Source organism: Streptomyces gilvus (genome assembly GCF_022513565.1).
GTDB lineage: Bacteria > Actinomycetota > Actinomycetes > Streptomycetales > Streptomycetaceae > Streptomyces > Streptomyces gilvus.
The window spans coordinates 37,752-61,701 of sequence record NZ_JAKWBE010000035.1 but is presented as its reverse complement, the minus strand read 5'-3'; the positions used below and the strand labels follow the sequence as shown (position 1 = coordinate 61,701).

Here is a 23,950-nt window from a genome sequence, read left to right as displayed (position 1 = left end):
GGGGTGGGGGCTCGGCGCCCGTCCCTCACCGAGGGATAACCCTTGACGCGCTCCTTACTTGCTGACATGTCACCGACAAGCCTGTCATTCTCCCTGTCACCTACCGCACGGTAGCCGCACGTCGCCGCCGCGCGTGCCCGGTCCCGCACAGCTCGGCTCGTCCCGGACAGCAGACCCGGCTGCCCGGTCTCTCACCGGTCGCCCCACGCGGCCGCAGCAGTAGGAGAACGAGTGAGACGCATCCCCCGCAAGCGGACCGCGGTAGGAGCCCTGCTCTCCACCGCCGCCTTCCTCGCCGTCGGCATCCAGTCGGTCCCCGCGAACGCCGAACCGGCATCCGCCCGCCCCAGCCCCCTGCGCACCGGGGGCGTCGAGGCGAAGCTGAGTCCGGCGCAGTACACCGCCCTGATCAGGGCCGCGCAGCAGAACACCACCGCGACCGCCCGCACCCTCGGCCTCGGCGCCAAGGAGAAGCTGGTCGTCAAGGACGTCGTCAAGGACAACGACGGTACGGTGCACACCCGTTACGAGCGCACCTACGCCGGCCTGCCGGTCCTCGGCGGCGACCTGGTCGTCCACACCCCGCCCGCCTCCCTCGCGGCCGGCACGGTGAGTACGACGTTCAACAACAAGCACACCATCAAGGTCGCCACCACCACGGCCGCCGTCGCCAAGTCTGCCGCCGAGGCGAAGGCCCTCGCCGGCGCGAAGGCCCTCGACGCCAAGCAGGCCAAGGCCGACAGCGCCCGCAAGGTGATCTGGGCGGGCACCGGCACCCCGAGGCTCGCCTGGGAGACCGTCATCGGCGGCTTCCAGGACGACGGCACGCCCAGCAAGCTGCACGTCATCACGGACGCCACCACCGGCAAGGAACTCCACCGCTACCAGGCGGTCGAGACGGGCACCGGCAACACCCAGTACAGCGGCACCGTCACCCTCAACACCACGCTGTCCGGGTCGACGTACCAGCTGTACGACACCACCCGCGGCGGTCACAAGACGTACAACCTCGGCAACGGCACCTCGGGCACCGGCACCCTGATGACCGACTCCGACGACGTCTGGGGCACCGGATCCGGCTCCAACACTCAGACCGCCGGCGCCGACGCCGCCTACGGGGCCCAGGAGACCTGGGACTTCTACAAGAACACCTTCGGCCGCAGCGGCATCAAGAACGACGGCACCGCCGCCTACTCCCGCGTCCACTACAGCAGCAACTACGTCAACGCCTTCTGGGACGACGACTGCTTCTGCATGACCTACGGCGACGGCTCCGGCGGCACCCACGCCCTGACCTCGCTCGACGTCGCCGGCCACGAGATGAGCCACGGCGTCACGTCGAACACCGCGGGTCTCGACTACAGCGGCGAGTCCGGCGGCCTGAACGAGGCGACCTCCGACATCTTCGGCACCGGTGTGGAGTTCTACGCCGACAACTCCTCCGACGTCGGTGACTATCTCATCGGCGAGAAGATCGACATCAACGGCGACGGCACGCCGCTGCGTTACATGGACAAGCCCAGCAAGGACGGTTCGTCGGCCGACAGTTGGTACTCGGGTGTCGGCAACCTGGACGTCCACTACTCCTCGGGCCCGGCGAACCACATGTTCTACCTGCTGTCCGAGGGCAGCGGCAGCAAGACCATCAACGGCGTCACGTACGACAGCCCCACCTCCGACGGTGTCGCCGTCGCCGGCATCGGCCGGGCCGCGGCCCTGCAGATCTGGTACAAGGCGCTGACGACGTACATGACGTCCAGCACCGACTACGCGGGAGCCCGCACCGCGGCCCTCAACGCCGCCGCCGCGCTGTACGGCACCGGCTCCACGCAGTACGCGGGCGTCGGCAACGCCTTCGCGGGCATCAACGTCGGCAGCCACATCACCGTGCCGACCAGCGGCGTCACGGTGACCAGCCCCGGCAGCCAGTCCTCGACCGTCGGCACCGCGGTGAGCCTGCAGATCTCCGCGAGCAGCACCAACGGCGGCTCCCTGAGCTACGCAGCGAGCGGACTGCCCACCGGTCTGTCGATCAACAGCTCCACCGGCGTCATCTCGGGCACCCCGACGACGGCCGGCACCTACAGCACCACCGTCACGGTGACCGACTCGACCGGGGCAACCGGCACCGCCTCCTTCACCTGGACGGTCAGCTCCAGCGGTGGCGGCGGCAGTTGCACCTCGGCCCAGCTCCTGGGCAACCAGGGCTTCGAGTCGGGCAACACCACCTGGACCGCCTCCAGCGGAGTCATCACCAACTCCAGCAGCGAGAGCGCCCACGGCGGCTCGTACTACGCCTGGCTCGACGGGTACGGCTCCACCCACACCGACACGCTCTCGCAGTCGGTGACCATCCCGAGCGGCTGCACGGCGACGCTCACCTTCTATCTGCACATCGACACGTCGGAGACCTCCAGCAGCACCGCCTACGACAAGCTGACGGTCACCGCCGGTTCGAGCACCCTGGCGACGTACTCGAACCTCAACGCCGCCTCCGGGTACGCCCAGAAGTCCTTCGACCTGTCGTCCCTGGCGGGCTCGACCGTCACCCTGAAGTTCAGCGGTGTCGAGGACTCCTCGCTGCAGACCAGCTTCGTCGTGGACGACACCGCCCTGACGACCGGCTGAGCCTTCGCACGGCACGGGCCTCACCCCGGCGCGGGGTGAGGCCCGTTCGGCGTCAGTTGAAGGGGTCGAGGGTCAGGTACGCCTGTTGCGGGTTGCCGTCCTGGACGAGCGACTCGTGGTTGCCGACGTCGTCGAAGGCGAACGCGTAGGCCTTGCCGTCGGCCGTCTGCGCGTGGATCGCGCGGGCGTACTGGTTGGTCACCGCGTCCTGGTAGAAGTTCGCCGAGGAGCTGTCCGGCTGGTTGGAGTTGACCAGCAGGGTGGAGCGGTTGAAGCCCGCGCACAGGGTGCGCGAGATGGGGCCGCGCACCTGGTCGTTGGGGGCGTCGAGCAGCTTGTGGCAGCCGAAGACGCTGGCCGCGTCCGGCTTCTGGAAGCTGGTGACGACCGCGCCCGAACCGTTGGTGAAGTTCATGACGTCGCCCGAGACCCGGCCGAAGTACTTGGTGTCCGGCTGGTCGGCGAACGGTGTGACGGTCAAGGTCGTCGAGGCGTACTTCTGCCACACGCGGTTGATGTAGTCGTCCATCACGGACGCCGGCAGCGCACCGGACTCCAATCCGTGCCCCGGCGCCAGCGCCCGCAGCACCGTGCCGTCGGACCGGGTCTGGATCAGGCCGGCCCAGCCGCCGGACCGGCCGCGCAGGTCGTTCAGAACCCCGTTGTATCCGCCCGCCTTGAGGTGCCCGGTGCTCACCGTGGTCCCGTCGGAGCGCTGCACGCCGACCGCGTAGGGCGCCGAGAACATGTCGACCTGCGTGCTGTTCAGCCACAGGCCCGAGTCGTTGAGGGTGTACTCGGACCAGTTGAAGAGGATGTCGTGGTTGGGGTCGGTGGGGTTCTGCACCGCGGGCTGCACCAGGCCGCCGGTGGTCAGCTTGAACACCAGCTTCTGGCCGTAGGAGAAGTAGATCCGCCCGGAGAACTTGGGGATCCGGATGGTGGTGGACTGGCCCGCGGCGGGTCCCGGGATGGACGCGTCCGGTGCGGGCGTGGGCGGGTTGCCGCCGGCCGGCCATGCGTGGAAGGTGCCGTTCGCGTCCGCCCAGCCCTGCTGTCCGGTCGAGAGCAGGGTGCCGATCGTGTAGACGTAGACCGCGTCGCCGCGGCCGGAGTTGTTGGTCAGCTTCAGGGGGATCGTGGCGGGCACGGCCGCGTCGGCGGACGAGGGCGCGTGGACGGCGAGGACCGCCGCGAGCAGGGCGGCCGCCGCGGCCGGGGGCAGCAGCCGGCGAGTGAGCCTTCTGGGCACGCTCCACCTCCGTGGGGGTTCATCTGCTGTGGGGGGATGAGCTGAGAGGAATGGTCCGGACCTGTTTGAGAGCGCTCTCAAAGTGGCACCGAGGTGCGTGCATGTCAATAAGGTGAACGGAAGACGACGGGCGGCGCCCGCGGAGCGAACTCCGCGGGCGCCGCCCGTCGTTGGTGACTGCCGCTGTCAGAAGGCGCGGTCGAGGAGGTCGAGCAGCGCCGCCCAGTGCCGCTCGTCGCCCTCCTTGTTGTAGGCGGCCGTGTCCGCCTGCGTGTACCCGTGGTGCGCGCCCGGGTAGACCTCGCAGCGGTGCCGTACGCCCGCGGCCGTCAGCGTCTCCTCCAGCAGCTGCTGCTGCTCCGGCGGCATGGAGGCGTCCTCGTCGGCGTGACCGAAGTACAGCTCGGCCGTGACGCGCTCCGCCACCAGGTGCGGGCTGTCCGGATCGTCCGTCGCCAGCCGCCCGCCGTGGAAGCCGGCCGCGGCGGCCACCCGGTCCGGGTAGGTCCCGGCCGTGTACAGCGCCAGCCGGGCCCCCATGCAGTAGCCGGTCAGCGCCACCGGGCCGTCCGCCACCAGCGGGGAGTCCGCCATCCACTGGAGGTAGGCGCCCGCGTCACGCTTGGCCCGCTCGGCGGTGAGGTCCTGCATGACCGGCATGATCTGTTCGAACATCTGCGGCCGCGTGGACGGGTCGATGAACTCGGGGAGGTCGAAGACCGGCGAACGCCCGGCCCGGTAGAAGACGTTGGGCACCAGGACCGTGTAGCCGGCCTCGGCGAGCCGGTCGGCCATCGACTCGAGGTGGGGGCGGAGCCCGAAGGCGTCCATGTACATCAGGACACCGGGGCGTGCGCTGCCGTCGGCGGCGTGCGCCACATAGGCGTCGACGACGCCGTCCTCGGTGGTGATGTCAACGGCTGTTCCCTGTACGGAGGTCATGGGGGCTGCCTCTCTGCGTGCTCGGCGGCGACCGGATCCACGGCCCGACGGGCCGGGTGCGATCATCGTCGCACGGGCCTCTCACCGGCCCGGAAGGGCCCCCTGCCTCGCGTGACGCTGGAGTTCACTCGAAGCGCGAGACGTCCCCGGCTCCCCGCCGCACGATCTGCGCCTCACCGTCGGAGAAGTCGATGACCGTGGTGGGCTCGGTGCCGCAGTCGCCGGAGTCGACCACCGCGTCCAGCACATGGTCGAGACGGTCCTTGATCTCCCAGCCCTGCGTCATCGGCTCCTCCTCGTCGGGCAGCAGCAGGGTGCTCGACAGCAGCGGCTCGCCCAGCTCGGCGAGCAGGGCCTGGGTGACGACGTGGTCGGGGATGCGGACGCCGACCGTCTTCTTCTTCGGGTGCTGCAGCATCCGCGGCACCTCGCGCGTCGCCGGCAGGATGAACGTGTAGCTGCCGGGCGTGGATGCCTTGATCGCGCGGAAGACGTCGTTGTCGACGCGCACGAACTGGCCCAGCTGGGCGAAGTCCTGGCACACCAGGGTGAAGTGGTGCCGGTCGTCGAGGTGGCGGATGGTGCGGATCCGGTCGATGCCGTCACGGCTGCCGAGCCGGCAGCCCAGCGCGTAGCAGGAGTCGGTCGGATACGCGATCAGCGCGTCCGACCGGATGCTGTCCGCGATCTGGGCGATGGTGCGCGGCTGGGGGTTGTCGGGGTGCACGTCGAAGTACTTCGCCATCCGCAGAGCTTATGCCTCCCGCACCTTGGCGACGAACGCGGCGACGTTCGCGACCGTGCGCCGCACCTTCTCCTCCAGCGTGATCGTCTCGTGCAGCCGTGCGCCGGCGCCCGCGTCCTTCTTGCCCCGCACATACAGCGAACAGGCCAGGTCGCTGCACATGTAGGCGCCCACCGAGTTGCCCTGCTGCCCGGCCCTGCCCGCGCGCGGGGCGACCATCAGCGACACGCCGCCGGAGTGGGTCGTCAGACACATCGAGCACATGCTGCGCCGCGTCTGCCAGGACCCGGCACTCGAACCGCGCAGGACGACGGCCCGCAGCTGCCCCTCCAGCTCGGCCACCAGATAGGCGCGGTCGGGTGCCTGCGGATCGCGCCAGCCCAGGAAGTCCAGGTCCTCCCACGGCTGCTGGGCCAGCTCGCGCGGCACGGACAGGCGCTTGGCCTCGCCCTTGCTGCAGTTGACGAAGGCGGCACGGATCTCTTGCTCGGTCAGCGGCTTCATAAACGGGAGGCTAATTTGCCTAAAGCTATTAGGCAAACACATAATCGCTTCAGGCAGACCGAAGGGAAGCACATGGGACGCGTGGGCCTGACCACCGAACGCCTCGTCCGCGCGGGCGCCGAACTCGCCGACGAGGCCGGCTTCGAACAGGTCACCGTCTCCGCCCTGGCCAGACGCTTCGACGTCAAGGTCGCCAGCCTGTACTCCCACGTGCAGAGCTCCCAGGACCTCAAGACCCGCATCGCCCTGTTCGCCCTGGAGGAACTCGCCGACCTGGCCGCCGACGCCCTGGCCGGACGCTCCGGCAAGGACGCCCTGACCGCCTTCGCCGACGTCTACCGCGACTACGGCCGCGAACACCCCGGCCGCTCGGCCGCCGCCCGGCTCCGGCTCGACCCCGAGACGGCCGCCGCCAGCGCGGGCGTACGGCACGCCCAGCTGACCCGCGCCGTCCTGCGCGGCTACGACCTGCCCGAACCCGAGCAGACACACGCGGTCCGGCTGCTGGGAAGCGTCTTTCACGGGTACGTGAGTCTGGAGCTCGCCGGCGGCTTCAGCCACAGCCTCCCCGACTCCGAGGAGACCTGGGCCCGCATGCTGGACGCCCTCGACGCGCTGCTGCGCAACTGGCCGACCCGACCGACAGGAGCCTGAGCAGATGACGAGCACCGCCGCACCCTTGATCTCCACCCCCGTCACCGCGTCCCTGCTGCGCGGCGCCCTGGAGGTCGAGCACACCGAGGACGGCGTGCTGCCCCACCGGCTGCCCGCCTGGGCACGCGCCCAGTGCACCGACGGACAGCTCCTCATGGCGGAGTCCCAGCCCTCCGGCGTACGTCTCGTGCTCCGCAGCCGCACCCGGACCCTGGAACTCGACGCGCGCCCCACCAAGCGCGTCTACCCCGGCCTCGCCCACCGCCCGGAGGACGGGACCTACGAGCTGTTCATCGACGGCGCTCCCTACGCGCAGGGCACCGTCAGCGGCGGCAACACCCTCACCATCGACATGGCCGCCGGCACCGCCGACCTGCAACCGGGCCCGGCCGGCACCCTCCGCTTCGCCGAACTGCCCGACGGCGACAAGGACATCGAGATCTGGCTGCCGCACACCGAGACCACCGAACTCATCGCCCTGCGCACCGACGCCCCCATCGAGCCCGCCCCGTACTCGGGCCGCAGGGTCTGGCTGCACCACGGCAGTTCGATCAGCCACGGCTCCAACGCCACCACTCCGAGCACCACCTGGCCCGCGCTCGCCGCCTCCCTCGCCGGCGTCGACCTCGTCAACCTCGGCCTGGGCGGCAGCGCCCTGCTCGACCCCTTCACCGCCCGCGCCCTGCGCGACACGCCCGCCGACCTGATCAGCGTCAAGATCGGCATCAACCTCGTCAACACCGACCTGATGCGGCTGCGGGCCTTCACCCCCGCCGTGCACGGCTTCCTCGACACCGTCCGCGAAGGCCATCCCACCACACCGCTGCTGGTCGTCTCGCCCATCCTGTGCCCCATGCACGAGGACACCCCCGGCCCCACCGCCATGGACGTCAACAGCCTCGCCGCCGACCAGGTCCGCTTCCAGGCCATGGGCGACCCGGCCGAGGTCGCCGGCGGCAAGCTCACCCTGCACGTCATCCGCGACGAACTGGCCCGCATCGTCGCCCAGCGCTCGGCCGACGACCCCCACCTCCACCACCTCGACGGCCGCGAACTCTACGGCGAGAAGGACGCCGACGAACTCCCCCTCCCCGACGCCCTCCACCCCGACGGCCCCACCCACCGCCTCATCGCCGAGCGCTTCTCGGAAATCGCCTTCGCCGCGGAGGGCCCCTTCGCGCCCCGCTCCTGATGTGACGTCAGTGCGATCGTGCTCGTACGGCCCCTGGGCACTCGTGAGGTAACGTCCCCGCGATACGCCGAGGCGGAAGCGACACACGAGGAGAAGGGCGACATGGCAGGCCGAAGGGACGGGGACCGTCCCGCGCACATGACGGGTGCCGACGACGCGCTGTGGGCGCGACAACTGCTCGAGCAGCTACGGCAGACGGGGCGCGACGTCCACCGGGTCGTCACCTGGCTCGCCGGAGCTGTCCACGGTTCGGCCTGCCTGCAAGGCGCCGACGGCGGCCTCGTCGCCGGAACGCCCGTGCCGGTGGACGCCGACCTGGTCGCGGACATCGCCGCCGGACGCATCTCCTCCGCCGCCTGGGACGACACGGGCCGCCATCTGCGCCTGGTCGGGGTCGAGCAGCCCGGGTCCTCGGGGGCCTGCGTCCTCGCCGTCTGCCGTGAAACCCCCTTCGACCGGCGCGCCTCCGACATCGTCAGCCACACCGCCCAGGTCCTCGAACTGCTCCTGCGGGTCCACGGGTCCACCGAGGCCGCCCACCGCCTGGAACGCGCCACCTCCGATCTACGCCTGGCGATCCTGCAGTTGCTGATGGTGGAGGACACCGTCGCCGCCCGCCGGGTCGCCGCCGGACTGTGGCCAGGCCTGCTGGACACCGACACCGCCTGCGTCTACGTCCTTGAGGGGTGCGCGGAGGACCGTGACCGCATCGCCGAGGACTGCCTGGACGTGACACGCGAACAGGCGCTGGTCGTGCGCTGCCCGGCCGTCGACGCGCACGTCATCGTCGTGGCGCCGCGCGACACCGCCGCCGTCCCCCTGCGCGACCTCGTCGGCCGGCGGCCCGGCATCCTGCTCGGCGGCAGCGCCCCGCAGAGCCTCGCCAGCACCGCGACCGCCTACGGACAGGCCGTCAGCGCCCTCGCCGTCGCCCGGTTCCGCCCGGACAAGCAGGCCGTGTACGCCGAACGGACCCATCCCGAGCGCCTGATGGACCCGGCCGCACTGCACGCCTGGACCGCCCGGCTGCTGCGCCCGCTCGACACCCTGGCCCATCACACCCGCGCCGAACTCCTCGCCACCACCCGCCTCGGCCTGGAGTTCACCGCCGTCAGCGCGGCGAAGGTCCTCGGCGTCAGCCGCAACACCGTGCGCGCCCGCATGGAACGCGTGGAGGCCCTGCTCCACGCCGACTTCTCCGACCTCACCGTCCGCGCCGTCGCCCACCTCGCCCTCAACACCCAGGTCGGCATGGCCCTCGACGCCGGCGAGCCCGCCCCAGCGCATGCCCGGCTCGGCGACCTGCTGACCGGCCCCGCGCTGGGCACCTGGGCCCGTGACCTCATCGGCCGGCTCGACTCCGACAGCCGCGACCTGCGCCGCACCCTGCGCACCTGGATCGCCGCCGGAGGCAACGCCGAACGCGCCGCGCAGACCCTGGGCATGCACGCGCAGACCGTCCGTGAACACGTCCGCAGCGCCGAACCGGTCCTCGAACGCCAACTCCTGGCCGCCGGCAGCGACCTCTACGAGGTCGTCCTCGCGCACCTGGCCCTCGGTGACCTGCACGTCCCCGTCTTCTCGAGGGTGAAAACGGACCATCCGGACTCACCTGTGCACGGGTGAGTCCTTCGGCCACGACAGCGGGCATCGACGCGGTACCGAACCCGTCGCCAGGCACGTAACTTCGATCTCCTCAGGGGCGCGACCGGAGCGGGGGACCGGTCGGGCCCCTTTTCTTCTCCCTGGCGCCCTCACGCCAGGAAACGCTCGAATCGATCGTCGATACGCTCGATTCCGTCGCCAGCTATTGATGTCGCTGTCATTTCCGTCGTACCGTCCGACTGTTCGACCGCCATCCCCCCGGACCGACGCACAGAGGTGACCCATGGACCGCTCCCGGCTTCAGGAGCTGCTGGCCCGCGAGAGCTCGGAGGCCGCACGCCGCTGCCCGCGCTCGCGGGACGCCTACGCCCGCGCCGACCATCTCTTCGGCCGGGTGCCGATGACCTGGATGAACAAGACGGCGGGCCCTTTCCCGCGCTATCTGGCCACCGCCCGCGGCGCCCGCGTCACGGACATCGACGGACACGAGTACGTCGACTTCTGCCTCGGTGACACGGGAGCGATGACCGGCCACTCGCCGGCGGCCGTGGCCGAGGCGGTCGACCGGCGCTTCACCGAGCTGGGCGGTTCCACCGCGATGCTGCCGACGGAGGACGCCGAGTGGGTCGGCGCCGAGCTGACCCGGCGTTTCGGCCTGGCCCGCTGGAGCTTCTCGCTGACCGCGACGGACGCCAACCGGTGGGCGATCCGGCTCGCGCGGGCCGTCACCGGCCGCTCGAAGATCCTGTTCAACAGCTACAGCTACCACGGCAGCGTGGACGAGTCGCTCATCGTGGTCGGCCCGGACGGCGGGGGAATGGCCCGGCCCGGCAACGTCGGCGCCCCCTGCGACGTGACGCTGACCAGCCGGGTCGCCGAGTTCAACGACCTGGACCAACTGGAGCGCGAACTCGCCCACGGTGACGTGGCCGCCGTGCTGATGGAACCCGCGCTCACCAACATCGGCATCGTGCTGCCCGAGCCCGGCTACCTGGAGGGCGTCCGCGAGCTGACCCGCCGTCACGGCACCCTGCTCATCAACGACGAGACCCACACCTTCTCGGCCGGCCCCGGCGGCTGCACCGCCGCCTGGGACCTGGAGCCCGACCTGCTCACCATCGGCAAGGCGATCGGCGGCGGCATCCCGGCCGGCGCCTACGGCCTGTCCGCCGAACTCGCCGACCGGCTCCTGGACCGCGCCGACCTCGATCTGGTCGACATGGGCGGCGTCGGCGGCACCCTCGCCGGCAACGCCCTCTCGGTCGCCGCCATGCGCGCCACCCTCGAACACGTCCTGACCGACGAGGCGTTCGCCCACATGGCCAAGCTGTCGGAGCGCTTCGAGGCCGGCGTCCGCGCGGGCATCGACGCCCACGCCCTGCCGTGGTCCGTCAGCCGCCTGGGCGCCCGCACCGAATACCGCTTCGCCTCCCCGGCCCCGCGCACCGGCACCGAGTCGGCGGCGGCCGCCGACACCGAGCTGGAGGACTTCCTGCACCTGTACCTGGCCAACCGGGGCATCCTGCTGACCCCGTTCCACAACATGGCCCTCATGTGCCCGGACACCACCGAGCAGGACGTCGACCTGCACACCGAGGTCTTCGCCGCCGCCCTGTCCGAACTGACCGCCTGAACCGGGGGAATCCGTGGACGAGATCGACCGGGCCATCCTGCGCGAACTGCAGACCGACGGCCGCATCGCCTACGCCGACCTCGGCCCCAAGGTCGGCCTGTCCGCCTCGGCGGCCCGCCAGCGTCTGCAGCGGCTGCTGGACTCCAGGGCCGTCCAGGTCGTCGGCGTCACCGATCCGATGGCCATGGGCGGCCAGGCCATGGCGCTGCTCGGCATCACCGTCGACGGCGACGTGCGCGCCGTCGCCGACGAACTGGCCCGGCACCCGGAGGTCGTGTACTCGGTGCTGACCTCCGGCGGCTTCGACCTCTTCGCCGAGGTGGTCGCGCCCGGCCCGCGCGAACTCCTCGACTTCGTCAACGACGTCGTACGGCCGATCGACGGGGTCGAGCGGATCCAGTCGTTCCCCTACTTCGGCATCCACACCCACCGCTTCCTCTGGGACGTCGGCTGATTGCCCAGCCTGAGACGGGTACTCGGACGACTCCGGAACGACAACCGCTGGAGGAGGCCCGCATGACCAGCAGCACGGAGACCGGCGGCGTGACCGGTACGCCGGACAAGGACTACAACCTCATCTGGTACGTCGAGGCGTGTCTGAACAACGCCCTGCGCCTGGAGTCCTACATCCAGGACGCGGAGCGCGAGAAGGACTCCGAGGTCGCGGACCTGTTCCGCAAGGCCCAGGCGGACAGCCGCAAGGGCGCGGAACTGGGCAAGGACCTCCTGCGGACACGTCTCAACGGCGGCTGAGTACCGCTCACGCCGGGGCCCGGCACCGCGCACGCCACGGTGCCGGGCTTTTCGACGTCCGCGGACCCTGTGACGGCGGGCCCGCCCCCCGCTGCCCTACTCGCCAGTAACCGGTGTGCATCCAGGAGGCGACCATGCCGCAGCTCGACGTCGACGGCGCGACCCTGACCTACGACGACAAGGGCCCCCGCGACGGCGGACCCACGCCCCTGGTCCTCGTGCACGGCTGGACGGCGAACCGGCACCGCCGGGACCACCAGATGATCCACGGCTTCCACGACATCCAGCTGCCAGTGCGGCAGATGCTGTGCATGGCCAAGGCCTACCCGGACGCGGTGGTCCGCATCATCGACGCCGGCCACGAACTCCCCGTCGAGCGGCCCGCCGCACTCACCACCGCCCTCGACCGCTTCCTGACCGCCGCGTGAGGTGATCAGCGCGCCAGCTTCGCCCTGACCCCGCCGGCCGCCACCGCCGGACGCGCCGTCGCCCGCACCGAGCGCCGCACCAGATGGGCCTCCCGCCGCAGGTCATGGGCGGCGTGCCGGCCACGCCACACCAGCGAAGGGGACCCGGCGGTGTCGTCGGCCGCGATCAGCAGTCCGCCCAGCATCGAGAGGTTCTTCAGGAAGTGGATGCGCTGCTGGGCGCGCTCGTCGGGATCCTCCGCCTCCCAGAAGCGGTGCCCGGCCAGCGTGGTGGGCACCAGCGTGCCCGCGATGGCCAGCGCGGCCAGTCGCGGCAGCCGCCCGGTGCCCAGCAGCAGGCCCGCGGCCACCTGTACGGCACCGCTGAGCCGTACGGCCTGTTCGGTGTGGTCCGGCAGGACGTCGACGCGTTCCGTGATCGGCTGGACGACGGGCTCGGCAGCGGGCGCGACCTTCTCCGGGGCGCGCAGGGAGTTCAGGCCGCCGGCCACGAACATCGAGGCGAGCATGGGGCGGCCGACCAGTCGCAGGACACTCATGACTGTCTCCAAGAACGGTGAGGACATGGACACGGAGACCGCACGGGTTCCCGCGCTCATGTGGTCGATGCCACGCCCTGTGACCGGTCTAAGGCATGTTCCCGGCCGCGGCCGCCAGCTACCGTTTTTCGCATCCCTGTCACACCCCGCAGTACGGACGGCCCCGCAGTGCTCACAGATCTCTCCCCGCTCATCGCGGCGACCGCTCAGTGGCTGACCCGCGCCTATCCCTCCGGCGGCGGCGCGCTGGCCTCGGTCCTGTGCGAGGTGCAGGCACGCCAGGCCGTGACGGTCGCGGCATGGCTGCGCTACCCGACCCCGATGGACGCCGCGCTCGTCGGCATGGCGGGCCCCGGCGGATCGGCCCGGCTGGACTGGATGACCGGCGCGGAGCCCGCCGACGACCCGGACGACGAGGACGCCCACGCCTGGCGCACCTGGGTCGACGAGGTCGTGGCGAGCTGGGCGGCCGCCCTGCTGAGCGACCCCGACCTGGCCGCGGCGGCGGTGGCCGCCATCGCCACGGGCAGCCACACGACCGGTACGCCCGTCGAGTTCCGCCGCCTGCTCGCCCCCGACGACGCCGACCGCCGCGCCGCCGCCCTCCTGCGCCACCCCGACCTCCTCGCCCCCGTGGCCGCCCTGCACCAGGCCCAACTCCTGAACCGCCTCGGCCCGGACCAGGCCCTGATCGCCTGACCGCCCGCGGTCCTGCTGAATCTGCACGCCGCTGTCGCATCGCTCGGGGTCGGCTCCGGCCGGCCCTGACGCTGATCGCGTGAGCGCCCACTGGCCGAGACCAGCCGGGCCGGCGGTACTCCGCAAGGCCCCTTGAGCCTGCTTGCCCATGTGGCGGCCCAGGGCCACGTCCTGGCGGGCCAGGCCTTCGTCGCTTCAGCGGTGACGGGGGCAAGGTCAGCAGGCCGCCGGTTCGCCTGACGTTCTGGGGGGTTGGCGTCGGCCGGACGGGGCGCGCTGATCGCTCGTGCGGCCGCAGGCCGAGAGCAGCCGGGCCGGCGGTGCTGCGCAAGGGCTCCCTGCAGGCCTGCTGAGGCTGGTTCGCTGCTGTGGCAGCTCCGCAGGGGCAGCCGGCGCCGCTTCAGCGGTGACTGGGCGGAAGTCAGCCGGGTGGCCGGTTCGCCGCAAGGCGGCGTTCGGGGCCGGCTCAGGTCGGGTCCAGCCCTCGTGGCCGGGCGTCGTTCGCTCAGGCGGCCGTGCTCAGGGTGTCCCGGTCGGTGACGTCGCCCTCTTCCTCGCGCACCATCACCGGCTGCTGAACCCGGCGTGTGCGCAGCAGGAGGCCGGAAGCGATGGTGCCGGTGATGAGCAGGCCTCCGGCGATCAGGGCGCCGCGGACACCGGCCAGTTCCATCAGCAGGCCCAGGGCGGGCGGTCCGCCCAGGCTCCACACCGTGCCGATGCTGCCCCACACGCCCAGCACGCGGCCGCGCAGATGGGCGGGCGGGTCCGTCTGCAGTACGGCGGTGCCCGCGGTGTCGGAGACGGACTCCACCACGGCCATCGGCAGCACCAGCACCATGAGCATCCCGAGCGACGGCGACAGACCTGCGGCCACTTGCAGCAGCCCCCCGGCGGCGGCCAGCACGCCCACCAGCCGCACCGACGGCCGGCGCAGCCGCCCACCGAGCACGGCCCCCACGATGCCGCCCACGGCGAGCACCGTGGACACCGTGCCGAACGCCCCGGCCCCACCCGCGAGCGGCCCGGTGACCAGCACCGCCAGCGTCAGCCCGTAGTTGCGGCCGAAGACCGCGCTGACGGCCGTGACACCGGCCAGCGCGACCAGCCTCGGGCGCCGGGCGAAGTAGCCCAGTCCCTCCCGGACCGTCATCCCGGCAGGCTCACCCGTAGCCGCCTCGACGACACGGTCGGTCCCGCGCACGGGACGCAGGAAGGGGATCACCGAGGCGACGAACAGGAACGACAGCCCGTTGGCCGCGTAGGCGGAGGCCGTACCGAGGAAGCCGACGGCGACCCCCGCCAGGGCGGCGCCCACCAGCCGGCCCGCGCTGTGCACGAGAGCGCCCACCCCGATGGCGGAGGGAACGTCCTCGGCCGGCACGAGATCGTTGCCCAGCAGGGCGCAGGCGGGCCCGTCGACCGTGGCGACGACGCCGGTCACCGCGGCCAGCGCCATCAGCACCGTCATGTCGAGCCGGTCCAGGGCAACCAGTACCGCCATCACGAAGGCGACGGCACCGAGCAGGGCCTGGCTGACGGCGGCCGTCAGCTTCCGCGGCCACCGGTCCACCGCCGCCCCGCCCAGCAGGCTCATCAGCAGGGCGGGCGCGGCCTGCACGGACATGGACAGACCGGTCGCGGCGGCGGACCCGGTGATCTGCAGCACCAGCAGGTTCTGCACGGTCAGCTGCATCCACGTACCGGCGTTGGACACGAAGTTGGCGACGGACCACCAGCGCATGCTGCGGTAGCGGAGCGAGCGCCAGGGCGAGCGCGAAGGAGCGAGGGAGGAAGACACAGTGCGGTACTCGAAGACGAGTCGGACGACTCAGCGAACGGACGACGAGGGAGTACCTTGCTGCGCTGCACGGGTCTCCATGGAGCCGGGATACGGCGCGGACCATGGTGGCAGAAGAGATGAGCGGGTCGGTGCGGAAGGCGTCGCCCCTGGCGAGCGGTGTCGATCAAGTCCGGTGGGGCGCAGGGGACTTGAGGCCTTGAGTGCCGTTGCTCACAGAAGCGCTGGCGGAGACGTGCGGGAGCCCGCCGCCAGAGGGCGACGGGCTCCTGTGTACGAGGCTGCCGGCTCGGGTCAGTCGTCCATCTTGCCGCGGCCGCTGAGCGCGTCCCGCAGCCGGTCGACCAGACCGGCGCCGGGCGCCAGCATCTTGTTGGCCGGAGGCTTGTCCGGCGCGGAGGGGTGCGGCCGGGTCGGCGCCGTCTTCTTCGCCATACGCACCTTGTCGCCCAGCTTGTCCAGCGCCTCCGGGGGACACGCCGCACGCAGCCGGGGGAAGAGGTTCTCCTCCTCGTCCGCGATGTGCGAGCGGATCTCCGTCATCAGCAGGCCGATGAGCCGGTCGAACTCCATGTGGTCCGCCTCGCAGCTCTCCAGATCCTTCATGATCTGCTCTGCCTTGGCGTAGTCCTCGAGTTCCCTGTCCGCGAGGGCGTCCCCGCCGGCGACGTGCTCACGCACGGCCGGGTAGAGATAGGCCTCCTCGGCGACCGAGTGCCGCACCAGTTCCATCGTGGCCTGGTCCGCGTACACCTTGCGGTTCTTGTCGCCGGGCGACAGCGCCTCGATCCGGCCGAAGATCTCCTCGACCTCTCGGTGATCGGTCATCAGCTCGTCGATGACGTTCCCACCGTGTCCCATGCTCCTCACCTCCAGCCAGGAAGCGGCGTCTCCCCGTCCGGATCCGCCACGCATCCCGAGTGCCCTGACCTTCGCCCCGCTAACGCCCCGCCCCTCCGTGGCCCCCCCCCGGGGTGTACGACCCGTGTTCGTTGGAACCCGCCTCCGTAACGCCGACAAGACCGACCGGGGAGGCCGAGGTGTCCTATGCCGTCGACGAGGTGCTCGGGAGGGTGTGCGGCGAGGTGGCCGTCCGGGCGGAGCGACTGTGGCAGACGGCGCTGGCGCTGCACGCCGACCCCGAATACTCGTTCGCGGAACACCACGCGGCCGAGCTGCTGAGCGGGGAGCTGGAACGCGAGGGCTTCGCCGTCGAACGCGGCCTCGCCGGACTGCCCACCGCCTTCGCCGCCAGGGCGGGCACCGGCGCACGTCCCGCGGTGGCCCTGCTGCTCGAGTACGACGCCCTGCCGGGCCTGGGTCACGCCTGCGGGCACAACCTGATCGCCGCGGCCGGACTCGGCGCCGCCCTCGCCGCGCGGGCCGCGCTGGGCGACGCCCCCGGGACGGTGTGGGCCGTGGGGACGCCCGCGGAGGAGGGTGGTGGCGGGAAGGTCATCGAGACCGACGCCGGCGTCTTCGACGACCTCGACGCCGCCCTCATGTTCCACCCCGGGGTCCACGACTGGCAGTGGGCGCCGCTGACCGCGCAGACCCAGTACCGCGTCGGCTTCCACGGCCGGGCCGCGCACCCCACCGGGAACCCCACCGAGGGCATCGACGCGCTGGCCGCCCTCATCCAGCTGTTCAACACCCTCGCCGTCGTCGAGCGGCGGCTGCCGGCCGGCTCGCACATCCAGGGCATCGTCACCGACGGCGGGCGGGCGACGAACATCGTCCCCGAGTACGCCGAAGGCCTCTTCGGCCTGCGCGCGTCGACCACCGTCGGCCTGGAGAACCTCGCCGGCGAGCTGCTGACCTGCGCCCACGGCGTCGCCCGGGCGACGGACACGACCGTGACGGTCGAACGCGCCACACCCCGCTACGAGCACTTCCGCGACAGCCGTGTGCTGTCCGCCCGCTTCGCCCATCATCTGGCCCACGCGGGCATCGAGCTCACCCCGCCCGAACCCGGGGTGTTCCTGGGCTCCTCCGACATCGGCAACGTCAGCGGCCGCGTGCCCGCCATCCATCCCTTCGTGGCGATCATGACGTCGGAGGGCTCCGATCACACTCCCGAGTTCGCCACCGCGGCCTCCTCCGAGCGTGGTCGCCGGGTGATGCTCGCGGCGACGGAGGCCCTGGCCCGCACGACGGTGGAGACGCTGCTGTCAGCGGACCTCAGGGACCGGGCGTGGAGCGAGCACGAGCTCAACGTCAGCGTGCGGGCGTGAGCCAGGGCAGGGGATCGGTGTACTGCCCGTCGAGCAGCACCTCGAAATGCAGATGCGGCCCGGTCGACAGCCCGGTGGAGCCCACCAGCCCGATCGGGGTGCCCGTCGTGACGCTCTGTCCGACGGTGACCTGCAGCGCGGAGAGATGACTGTACGTCGTCTCCAGCCGCTTGCCCCCGATCGTGCCGTGGTCGATCACGACCCGGTTGCCGTACGCCGTGGTCATCCCGGCGAACTCCACCCGCCCGTCCCGTGCGGCGGACACCTGCGCTCCCTGCGGCGCACCGAAGTCGACCCCGGTGTGCAGCTTGGTCACTCCGGTCAGCGGGTGCTTGCGGGAGCCGAAGGGGGAGGTGACGGTGAGCGTCGTGACCGGTGGGGTCAGGACGGCGGCCGGCGCCTGGTTCGAGTTCTGCTCGGGGTTCTGCCGTACGAGCGCCTCGTACTGCGGCAGCCGGGCCTTGACCTGTCGCACGAAGCCCTGGGCCGCGGCGGGCACACGGCCCGCCTGCTCCACCGCGCCGGTGCCGGCCCGGTAGGCGGCGAGGGTGAGATCGACCAGGTCCCCGTTGACGGTTCCCTTGGTCCTCAAGGTGGTGACCTCATGGACGAGTGAACAGTCCTGCCGCCCCAGCGCCATGATCGCGTCCACCGCGTCGTGCGGGGAGGAGCGCCCGTTGCCGTCCTCGTCCCGCCCCCAGGTGCGCCACTGCGCGTCGGTGAAGCGGGCGATGCCCTGCTGGGACAGGCTCGCGGTGTCGTCGCTCCATCCGGACAGCTGATCGATCTGCGCGGCGAGCACCGACGGTGTGACGACCGTGCAGGCCTTGGTCGCCTTGCGCAGCCACGGTACGTAGGAGCCGTCGACCTTGCTCGTGGCGGAGTCGGCCGCGTTCGACCCCTGGGGCAGTACGGAGGACAGGCCGCCGGTGGAGGCCAGGAACACCGACACCCCCGTCATCGCGACCAGCCCGGGCATCACGATCAACAGGAAAGGACCGGGCCCCTTCCGCCGTGGACGGCTCTTCGCGCTTGCGCTGTCCTGGACGACCGGAGTGTCCTCCGTCTGCTGGGGCCCGCGACTCACGCTCGCAGGCTAACCATCCCCCTGACATGACGTCACCGGTCGCCGGGCCAAAGGGAGTTGCCCGAAAGGGCAGGTGTCGCCGCCGGGCTCGGCGCGGTTCAGGGTTTCTTGGTCTCCGACTCCAGCGACGCTCGGGTCGCCCTGCCGTACACGCCCGACTCGTCCTGCAGGATGAGGCGGGTGAACTGGTAACTGCGGACGGCGCTCTGCACGTCGCTGTCGTAGACACCGTCGGCGGTCTGGCTGTACAGGCCCACCTGACGCAGCCGCAGCTGGAGTTCGACCACTTCCGGCCCGGTGTCGCCCAGCCGGAGGATGGGGGGCTGGCCGCTGGTGGCGCTGGGGGAGGGGGTCGCCGAGGCGGTGGCGGACGGGGTGCCGTCGGGGGGCGCCGAGTCCGTCGGGGTCGCCGACCGGCTGGGCGTCGCCCCGGCCGACTCCGACGTCGTCGCTGACGGAGAGGCGGACGACGCGCTCGCGGACGGCCGTAGCGCTGCCGCGCTCGTGGACGTGGCGGGATCCGGCAGGGGCGCCCGGATGCCGTCCGACCGCGCGGCGTCGTGGGAGGGGCCCTCGTACAACAGCCCGCCCACCGTGCCGCCCACGACGAGAACGGCGACGGCGGCTCCCGCGAACAGCAGCCCGACGCGCCGACGGGACGCGACCGGCTCGTCGACGGACGGGAAGGGTGCCGTCGGGGCGTCGTCCTCGACCGGCATCGAGGTGTCCGGGACATCCGCAGGTGACGCGTGAACGGCGTCACCTGTTTGTACTGTTACGGGAGGTGGCGAGTCGTCGGGGTCGTCGGAGCCGCCCCCGTCCTCCAGTTCCACGAAGGGCCGGATCCGTACCGGGTCGAAGTCCTCGGCTGCTGCTGCCGCCGCCGTACGGCTGTGGCGGTGGGCGTCGGAGACACGTCGTCCGCAGGCGCAGGACGGAGTGCCGTCCGCTGCCCTGGGTGCGCCGCATAACGGGCAGACATGGGGGGTGTGTTCAGTCACTCCGGATCCCTCTCCGTGAAGAATCCAGAGTTTATTCATATGTTCAACACGCAATCTCCGGGGGTGGGAGATGGTGTGTGTCGTTCCTTTTGTCGGGGCGGCTTGGTGACCGTCCTCGTCAGTCCGTGTCTCAACAGCCTCAACAGCCGCAACAGCCTCAACACCGACCCCCTGCCGAGCCCACGGCCCAATCGGACCGGCGCGGCAATGACCCGCGACGGGGCATGACGCCGTCGCCGCCCTGCGCGACCCGACCGGCTCACCAGAGCGTGACCGGAGACCGTGGCGTACTTGGCGGTGGGGCACATGCGTGCCGCGTCGGCGAACGACATGGTGGTCATGGGGATCCTTCCTGCGACCGGAATCGGTTTCAGACCGCCACCCGTCCGTGACCGTCAGCACGCACGCCGCGTTCACCCCCGACGAGGTGATCTCCCTGGTGCGCAGCGGTGCCTGCGAACTGCGCCTGCTCAGCAGCGCGACTCCCGTCCGTCCGGCCGCCCCTGACGTCCTGCATGTCGAGGACCAGCCCTTCGTGGTCGTCGCCGCGCCGGGCGGGACCATCGAGGACGACGTCGCGGTCCGGCCGGAGGACCTGGCCGGACAGAAACTCATCCCGTCGCGCACCCGGCAGCCTGATGCGCCAGAACGTCGACGACATCACCGCGGTGGGCCCGGCACCGGCACCGAGATCGTGACGGTCGTCGATCACCGTACGTCGATCCTGCCGCTGGTCCTGGCCGGCGTCGGGGTCGCCGTCCTGCCCTCGTCCTGGACCCGCCTGGCCCGCCGCTGCGGGGCGGTGGTGGCGCCGATCGAGCCGACCGCTCACCTTCACGTGGCGATGGTCGGCTCCTCGCCCACCTCCGTGATCAACGCCGCCGCGGCCACCACCCGTCGGATCAAGCTCGGCACAAGGGCCACCGTGCTGTCGACCGACGACCCGATCCGGGTGTTCCAGCAGCTCGCGACCGCCGCGTCCCTGGATCCCGGGCGCGTCGAGCTGGTGGCCGGGCGGGGATCGTCGACGATCACGTTCCCGCTGTTCGATCACGAGCACGACTACGACAGGCTCTACGCCTCCAAACTCGACCTGTTGATGGCCGTCAACGCCGGGGAGAACGTCACCTGGCACCGCCCGCACCGCCAGAGGCCGCTGGCCTCGGCACGAAGGTGCTTCCGCAGGTCCGTGCCGAACTGGCGCAACCGTGAGCCGGAGCAGCCGCCGCGCCCCTCTCGTCGGTCCGCGATGCCGGCCCCCGCATCTCAGCTCGCGGCCGGCGCCGTGCCCGGGCGGGACGGGGCCAGGACCCAGCGCACCGCCGACGTCATCGCGGACCCCAGGGGCCGTACGCACCACTCGTCGACGACCGGCAGGCGGGGCAGGCGCAGTTCGCGGGCGGCCCAGGAGGGCAGGAGCGAGACCGCGTTGGCGGCGAGGACGCCGTAAGGGAGCCGGGCGGCCAGCGGCACGGGGGGATTGAGCAGCAGGAAGCGGGCGGCCTCGCGGGCCTGCGCCGAGGCGCGCAGTTCGGGACGGTAGGCGGCGAGGACCAGGGCGAGTTCCTCGCGGTTCGTGGGCGGGTCGATGACGCCGAGTTCGGCGGCGATCCGCGCCGCGTCGGCGACGTACCCGTCACAGCCGTCCTCCGACAGGGGCCGTGCGCCGTAGCGCTGGTGCGCCCGCAGGAAGCTGTCGACCTCGGCGGCATGCACCCAGGCGAGCAGATGCGGGTCGGCGGCGTGGTAGTTCTCGCCCTCGGGGGTCCTGCCGCGCACCCGCTCGTGCACCGCCCGGACCTGGGCGCACGCCTCCTGGGCGTGGGCGGCGGTGCCGAACGTGGTGGTGGCCAGGAAGGTGCTCGTCCGCTGCAGCCGCCCCCAGGGGTCCCCGCGGTAACCGGAGTGCGCCGCCACGGCCGCCATCGCCAGCGGGTGCAGGGACTGCAGGAGCAGCGCCGACAGACCGCCGATGAACATCGAGGCGTCCGAGTGCACCCGGCGTATGGGGCGCTCGGGGCCGAACCAGCGCGGGCCGGGAGTGCCGTGTATCCGGGCCCGGTTGCGCGGGCCGTCCGGGCCGGCGACGCGGGCGAAGAGGCCTTTGCCCAGTTGCTCACGCAGACCGAGTGCGCCGGATCCGGTGATTTTCGTCAGCACCTGGTCCTCCTCTTGATCACCTCGATCACGCTGGTGACCCCGCATACGCGAACAGGTCCCGTCGGCTTCCTGCCCACGGGACCCGCTCACCACCCCGATGTCTACCAGCGATACCAGCGGCCCCTGCGGCCACCATGCCCGGCGGGCCGCGCCACGAATCCCATCAGCCACAGCACCAGAACCACGACGGCGACCCACCACAGCGCCTTCAGCGCGAATCCGGCACCGAAAAGAACAACAGCCAGCAATAGTACGAGAAGCAAGGGAACCATGTCTGTCCACCTCCGCAGTTTCTGGTGCCCCGGAAAAAGCGTGTCACGCACGTCAATTTCCCGTTGTTTGTTTCCGTCGCGGCCGGGAATTCGGTCCGTTTCGTCTTTCCCGGGCACACGAGCAGATTTGCCGACGAGGTCGCAGCCGGTCGGGCGAGGGACCAAAACCGGCCACTTGTCCCTCCGGTGCGCGAGAAAGCGGTGAGAAGCAGAATCCGGGGTATCCGCCAGCCCGAGCGGCTGGCCGGCCGCGAGTCGATACGAGGAGAGGCATCCACCATGACGGCGGCGTTGACGACCGAAGCCGGGACGGACCAGCTGTCGGAGGTAGCCGACCCCATCAACGTCACCCCTCGCGACGCCCGCGAGCTGACCCGGCACTTCCTGGCCCGGCTGGCGGAGCTGGAAGAGGGCACCCCGGAGTACCAGTACGCGCGCAACACGCTGATCGAGATGAACATCTCGCTGGTGCGCTACGCCGCCGCCCGGTTCCGCAGCCGCGGCCCGGCGGAGATGGAGGACATCGTCCAGGTCGGCGTGATCGGCCTGATCAAGGCGATCGACCGGTTCGAGGTCTCGCGTGAGGTGGAGTTCACCTCCTTCTCCATCCCCTACATCGTCGGCGAGATCAAGCGGTTCTTCCGTGACACCTCCTGGGCCGTCCACGTGCCCCGGCGTCTGCAGGAGGCCCGGGTGCAGCTGGCCCACGCCACCGAGGAGCTCAGCAGCCGCCTGGGCCGCACGCCCACGGTGGCGGAGCTGTCGCAGCTGATGAGCCTGTCGGAGGAGGAGGTCATCGAGGCCCGCGTCGCCTCCAACGGCTACAACTCCTCCTCGCTCGACGCCGCCGTCTCCACCAGTGAGGACGGCGAGGGCGTGCTCGCGGACTTCATCGGCGCCGAGGACGCCGCCCTGGAGCTGGTGGAGGACTTCCACTCGCTGGCGCCGCTGATCGCCGAACTCGACGAGCGGGAGCGACTGATCCTGCACATGCGCTTCGTGGAGGAGTGCACTCAGGCCGAGATCGGCAAGCGTCTGAACATCTCGCAGATGCATGTCTCCCGCCTCCTCAACCGTCTTCTGGCGCGGCTGCGAACGGCCCTGCTCACCACTGGCTGAGCCCCAGGGGGCGGAACTCCTCGTCGCCCAGCCGGGGCGGCGTTCCCGCTCGGCGGCCGGCCGCCCCTGCTCACGCACGGCATGTCGCGGGCGGTACGCCGCGAAACCGACGACGAGCGAGGCGGCGCAGCCAGCTCGTAGCACGCTCCAGCAGGCGTCGGCCGGCAGGTTGGCGGCGACCGGTCCGTTGGGTCGGGCGCCGATCACGATGGCGTCGGTCATGGCCCGCCCACCCGGGCGAGGCGACCGAGCACCGCCCGGTGACGCAGATGGATCAGCGGCTCGAACGTCACGTTGTGCCGGGCCCGGCATGTGCCCAGTTCGAGCCGCTTGTCCTCCTCGCAGTTCCGCACGGTGGTCTCGTCGCCCAGCCGCAGCGGCCCCGACCGCACCCGGCAGCGGATCGCCGCGTTCTTCGCGGGCCAGTGGCCGCGGGCCGGGCGGGAGGCGGACGTATTCACCACCCACTCCGCGTACCTGGCGCCGTCGGCGAGCACCGCCCACACGGCGTTGGGAGCCACCTTGATCAGACGATGACGAACGGCCACCGGCGCCTTCCGCGCCGCGGCCGATGTGATCATCAGCCCCTGCTGAGTGCCCCGTACGACGGAGCCCGACCCGAACGACGTTCACTCGTCGGGCCGCTACTGCACATGCCCTCCCGGGTGTCCCCCGAACTGTGCAAAAGGGCAGCGGTTGACA

23 protein-coding genes and 1 pseudogene are annotated in these 23,950 nt (G+C 71.3%); 12 read left to right on the top strand and 12 right to left on the bottom strand.

Features of this window, described 5'->3' with window-relative positions:
* Nucleotides 1–231 precede the first annotated feature (231 nt).
* Nucleotides 232–2,628, top strand: coding sequence for a M4 family metallopeptidase (locus MKW14_RS35530; RefSeq protein WP_240870122.1), 2,397 nt, complete (start codon nt 232–234; stop codon nt 2,626–2,628).
* 52 nt (nt 2,629–2,680) lie between these two features.
* Here the strand turns inward: MKW14_RS35530 and MKW14_RS35525 are convergent, their stop codons facing one another.
* From MKW14_RS35525 to MKW14_RS35510, 4 genes are all read right to left on the bottom strand, one after another.
* Nucleotides 2,681–3,880 carry a glycoside hydrolase family 64 protein gene (locus MKW14_RS35525; protein ID WP_240870119.1) on the bottom strand — a complete coding sequence of 400 codons (1,200 nt, stop codon included), beginning with the start codon at nt 3,878–3,880 and terminating at the stop codon, nt 2,681–2,683.
* A 186-nt stretch (nt 3,881–4,066) separates the two neighbouring features.
* Nucleotides 4,067–4,822 carry a dienelactone hydrolase family protein gene (locus tag MKW14_RS35520; RefSeq protein ID WP_240870117.1) on the bottom strand — a complete coding sequence of 252 codons (756 nt, stop codon included), beginning with the start codon at nt 4,820–4,822 and terminating at the stop codon, nt 4,067–4,069.
* Nucleotides 4,823–4,946: 124 nt separating this feature from the next.
* The gene (locus tag MKW14_RS35515; RefSeq protein WP_240870116.1) at nt 4,947–5,567 is read right to left on the bottom strand and encodes an L-threonylcarbamoyladenylate synthase; all 621 of its coding nucleotides are present in this window, start codon (nt 5,565–5,567) and stop codon (nt 4,947–4,949) included.
* A 9-nt stretch (nt 5,568–5,576) separates the two neighbouring features.
* On the bottom strand, nt 5,577–6,071 hold the full coding sequence (locus tag MKW14_RS35510) for an FBP domain-containing protein (protein ID WP_240870114.1): 495 nt from the start codon (nt 6,069–6,071) through the stop codon (nt 5,577–5,579).
* 72 nt (nt 6,072–6,143) lie between these two features.
* On the opposite strand from MKW14_RS35510, the gene MKW14_RS35505 reads away from it, so the two are divergent.
* The 7 genes from MKW14_RS35505 (at nt 6,144) to MKW14_RS35470 (ending at nt 12,336) form a co-directional block, all read left to right on the top strand.
* Nucleotides 6,144–6,725 (top strand): TetR/AcrR family transcriptional regulator, encoded by a 582-nt coding sequence (locus tag MKW14_RS35505; RefSeq protein ID WP_240870112.1) that lies wholly within the window; start codon nt 6,144–6,146, stop codon nt 6,723–6,725.
* Nucleotides 6,726–6,729: 4 nt separating this feature from the next.
* A complete protein-coding gene (locus MKW14_RS35500) occupies nt 6,730–7,917 on the top strand; it encodes an SGNH/GDSL hydrolase family protein (RefSeq protein ID WP_240870109.1) in 1,188 nt (395 codons plus the stop codon).
* A gap of 102 nt (nt 7,918–8,019) precedes the next feature.
* Complete coding sequence (locus MKW14_RS41085) at nt 8,020–9,543, top strand: helix-turn-helix domain-containing protein (RefSeq protein ID WP_276622802.1); 1,524 nt, start codon at nt 8,020–8,022, stop codon at nt 9,541–9,543.
* 262 nt (nt 9,544–9,805) lie between these two features.
* The gene (locus tag MKW14_RS35485) at nt 9,806–11,155 is read left to right on the top strand and encodes a transaminase (protein WP_240870107.1); all 1,350 of its coding nucleotides are present in this window, start codon (nt 9,806–9,808) and stop codon (nt 11,153–11,155) included.
* Nucleotides 11,156–11,168: 13 nt separating this feature from the next.
* Nucleotides 11,169–11,609, top strand: coding sequence for an Lrp/AsnC family transcriptional regulator (locus MKW14_RS35480; protein WP_240870101.1), 441 nt, complete (start codon nt 11,169–11,171; stop codon nt 11,607–11,609).
* Between the two features lie 62 nt (nt 11,610–11,671).
* On the top strand, nt 11,672–11,908 hold the full coding sequence (locus MKW14_RS35475) for a hypothetical protein (RefSeq protein WP_240870098.1): 237 nt from the start codon (nt 11,672–11,674) through the stop codon (nt 11,906–11,908).
* 134 nt (nt 11,909–12,042) lie between these two features.
* Nucleotides 12,043–12,336: an alpha/beta fold hydrolase gene (locus MKW14_RS35470; RefSeq protein WP_240870096.1), complete on the top strand. Its 294-nt coding sequence runs from the start codon at nt 12,043–12,045 to the stop codon at nt 12,334–12,336.
* Nucleotides 12,337–12,341: 5 nt separating this feature from the next.
* Here the strand turns inward: MKW14_RS35470 and MKW14_RS35465 are convergent, their stop codons facing one another.
* Nucleotides 12,342–12,875: a DoxX family protein gene (locus MKW14_RS35465; RefSeq protein WP_240870094.1), complete on the bottom strand. Its 534-nt coding sequence runs from the start codon at nt 12,873–12,875 to the stop codon at nt 12,342–12,344.
* A 168-nt stretch (nt 12,876–13,043) separates the two neighbouring features.
* Between MKW14_RS35465 and MKW14_RS35460 the strand changes: the two genes are divergently transcribed.
* On the top strand, nt 13,044–13,574 hold the full coding sequence (locus MKW14_RS35460; RefSeq protein WP_240870092.1) for a hypothetical protein: 531 nt from the start codon (nt 13,044–13,046) through the stop codon (nt 13,572–13,574).
* 505 nt (nt 13,575–14,079) lie between these two features.
* Here the strand turns inward: MKW14_RS35460 and MKW14_RS35455 are convergent.
* The gene (locus MKW14_RS35455) at nt 14,080–15,318 is read right to left on the bottom strand and encodes an MFS transporter (protein WP_240870090.1); all 1,239 of its coding nucleotides are present in this window, start codon (nt 15,316–15,318) and stop codon (nt 14,080–14,082) included.
* A 351-nt stretch (nt 15,319–15,669) separates the two neighbouring features.
* Complete coding sequence (locus tag MKW14_RS35450; RefSeq protein WP_240870088.1) at nt 15,670–16,236, bottom strand: hemerythrin domain-containing protein; 567 nt, start codon at nt 16,234–16,236, stop codon at nt 15,670–15,672.
* 179 nt (nt 16,237–16,415) lie between these two features.
* Between MKW14_RS35450 and MKW14_RS35445 the strand changes: the two genes are divergently transcribed.
* Nucleotides 16,416–17,609 (top strand): amidohydrolase, encoded by a 1,194-nt coding sequence (locus tag MKW14_RS35445; RefSeq protein ID WP_240870087.1) that lies wholly within the window; start codon nt 16,416–16,418, stop codon nt 17,607–17,609.
* Here the strand turns inward: MKW14_RS35445 and MKW14_RS35440 are convergent.
* Nucleotides 17,593–18,696, bottom strand: a complete 1,104-nt coding sequence (locus MKW14_RS35440; RefSeq protein ID WP_374116641.1) for a M23 family metallopeptidase — start codon at nt 18,694–18,696, stop codon at nt 17,593–17,595. The two genes, MKW14_RS35445 and MKW14_RS35440, sit on opposite strands and share 17 nt — an antisense overlap.
* Before the next feature lie 98 nt (nt 18,697–18,794).
* Nucleotides 18,795–19,697 (bottom strand): peptidoglycan-binding domain-containing protein, encoded by a 903-nt coding sequence (locus MKW14_RS35435; RefSeq protein ID WP_240870085.1) that lies wholly within the window; start codon nt 19,695–19,697, stop codon nt 18,795–18,797.
* 310 nt (nt 19,698–20,007) lie between these two features.
* Between MKW14_RS35435 and MKW14_RS35430 the strand changes: the two are divergent.
* Nucleotides 20,008–20,847 (top strand): annotated as a pseudogene (locus MKW14_RS35430) (LysR family transcriptional regulator substrate-binding protein); the annotation flags it as partial.
* A 116-nt stretch (nt 20,848–20,963) separates the two neighbouring features.
* Here MKW14_RS35430 and MKW14_RS35425 read toward each other — a convergent pair.
* Nucleotides 20,964–21,857, bottom strand: a complete 894-nt coding sequence (locus MKW14_RS35425) for an oxygenase MpaB family protein (RefSeq protein WP_240870083.1) — start codon at nt 21,855–21,857, stop codon at nt 20,964–20,966.
* A 101-nt stretch (nt 21,858–21,958) separates the two neighbouring features.
* On the bottom strand, nt 21,959–22,129 hold the full coding sequence (locus MKW14_RS35420; protein ID WP_240870159.1) for a hydrophobic protein: 171 nt from the start codon (nt 22,127–22,129) through the stop codon (nt 21,959–21,961).
* Nucleotides 22,130–22,408: 279 nt separating this feature from the next.
* Between MKW14_RS35420 and MKW14_RS35415 the strand changes: the two genes are divergently transcribed.
* Nucleotides 22,409–23,248 carry a SigB/SigF/SigG family RNA polymerase sigma factor gene (locus tag MKW14_RS35415; RefSeq protein ID WP_240870081.1) on the top strand — a complete coding sequence of 280 codons (840 nt, stop codon included), beginning with the start codon at nt 22,409–22,411 and terminating at the stop codon, nt 23,246–23,248.
* A gap of 218 nt (nt 23,249–23,466) precedes the next feature.
* On the opposite strand, the gene MKW14_RS35410 is transcribed toward MKW14_RS35415, so the two are convergent.
* Nucleotides 23,467–23,796, bottom strand: a complete 330-nt coding sequence (locus MKW14_RS35410; protein ID WP_240870079.1) for an SRPBCC family protein — start codon at nt 23,794–23,796, stop codon at nt 23,467–23,469.
* Nucleotides 23,797–23,950: the final 154 nt, after the last annotated feature.

Bases quoted from the DNA above. Each gene is read 5' to 3' on its own strand.
- MKW14_RS35415 (WP_240870081.1), top strand. From the start codon at position 22,409: ATGACGGCGGCGTTGACGACCGAAGCCGGGACGGACCAGCTGTCGGAG.
- MKW14_RS35500 (WP_240870109.1), top strand. From the start codon at position 6,730: ATGACGAGCACCGCCGCACCCTTGATCTCCACCCCCGTCACCGCGTCC.
- MKW14_RS35420 (WP_240870159.1), bottom strand. From the start codon at position 22,129: ATGGTTCCCTTGCTTCTCGTACTATTGCTGGCTGTTGTTCTTTTCGGT.
- MKW14_RS35450 (WP_240870088.1), bottom strand. From the start codon at position 16,236: ATGGGACACGGTGGGAACGTCATCGACGAGCTGATGACCGATCACCGA.
- MKW14_RS35505 (WP_240870112.1), top strand. From the start codon at position 6,144: ATGGGACGCGTGGGCCTGACCACCGAACGCCTCGTCCGCGCGGGCGCC.
- MKW14_RS35485 (WP_240870107.1), top strand. From the start codon at position 9,806: ATGGACCGCTCCCGGCTTCAGGAGCTGCTGGCCCGCGAGAGCTCGGAG.
- MKW14_RS35470 (WP_240870096.1), top strand. From the start codon at position 12,043: ATGCCGCAGCTCGACGTCGACGGCGCGACCCTGACCTACGACGACAAG.
- MKW14_RS35465 (WP_240870094.1), bottom strand. From the start codon at position 12,875: ATGAGTGTCCTGCGACTGGTCGGCCGCCCCATGCTCGCCTCGATGTTC.
- MKW14_RS35475 (WP_240870098.1), top strand. From the start codon at position 11,672: ATGACCAGCAGCACGGAGACCGGCGGCGTGACCGGTACGCCGGACAAG.
- MKW14_RS41085 (WP_276622802.1), top strand. From the start codon at position 8,020: ATGGCAGGCCGAAGGGACGGGGACCGTCCCGCGCACATGACGGGTGCC.
- MKW14_RS35520 (WP_240870117.1), bottom strand. From the start codon at position 4,822: ATGACCTCCGTACAGGGAACAGCCGTTGACATCACCACCGAGGACGGC.
- MKW14_RS35455 (WP_240870090.1), bottom strand. From the start codon at position 15,318: ATGCGCTGGTGGTCCGTCGCCAACTTCGTGTCCAACGCCGGTACGTGG.
- MKW14_RS35510 (WP_240870114.1), bottom strand. From the start codon at position 6,071: ATGAAGCCGCTGACCGAGCAAGAGATCCGTGCCGCCTTCGTCAACTGC.
- MKW14_RS35515 (WP_240870116.1), bottom strand. From the start codon at position 5,567: ATGGCGAAGTACTTCGACGTGCACCCCGACAACCCCCAGCCGCGCACC.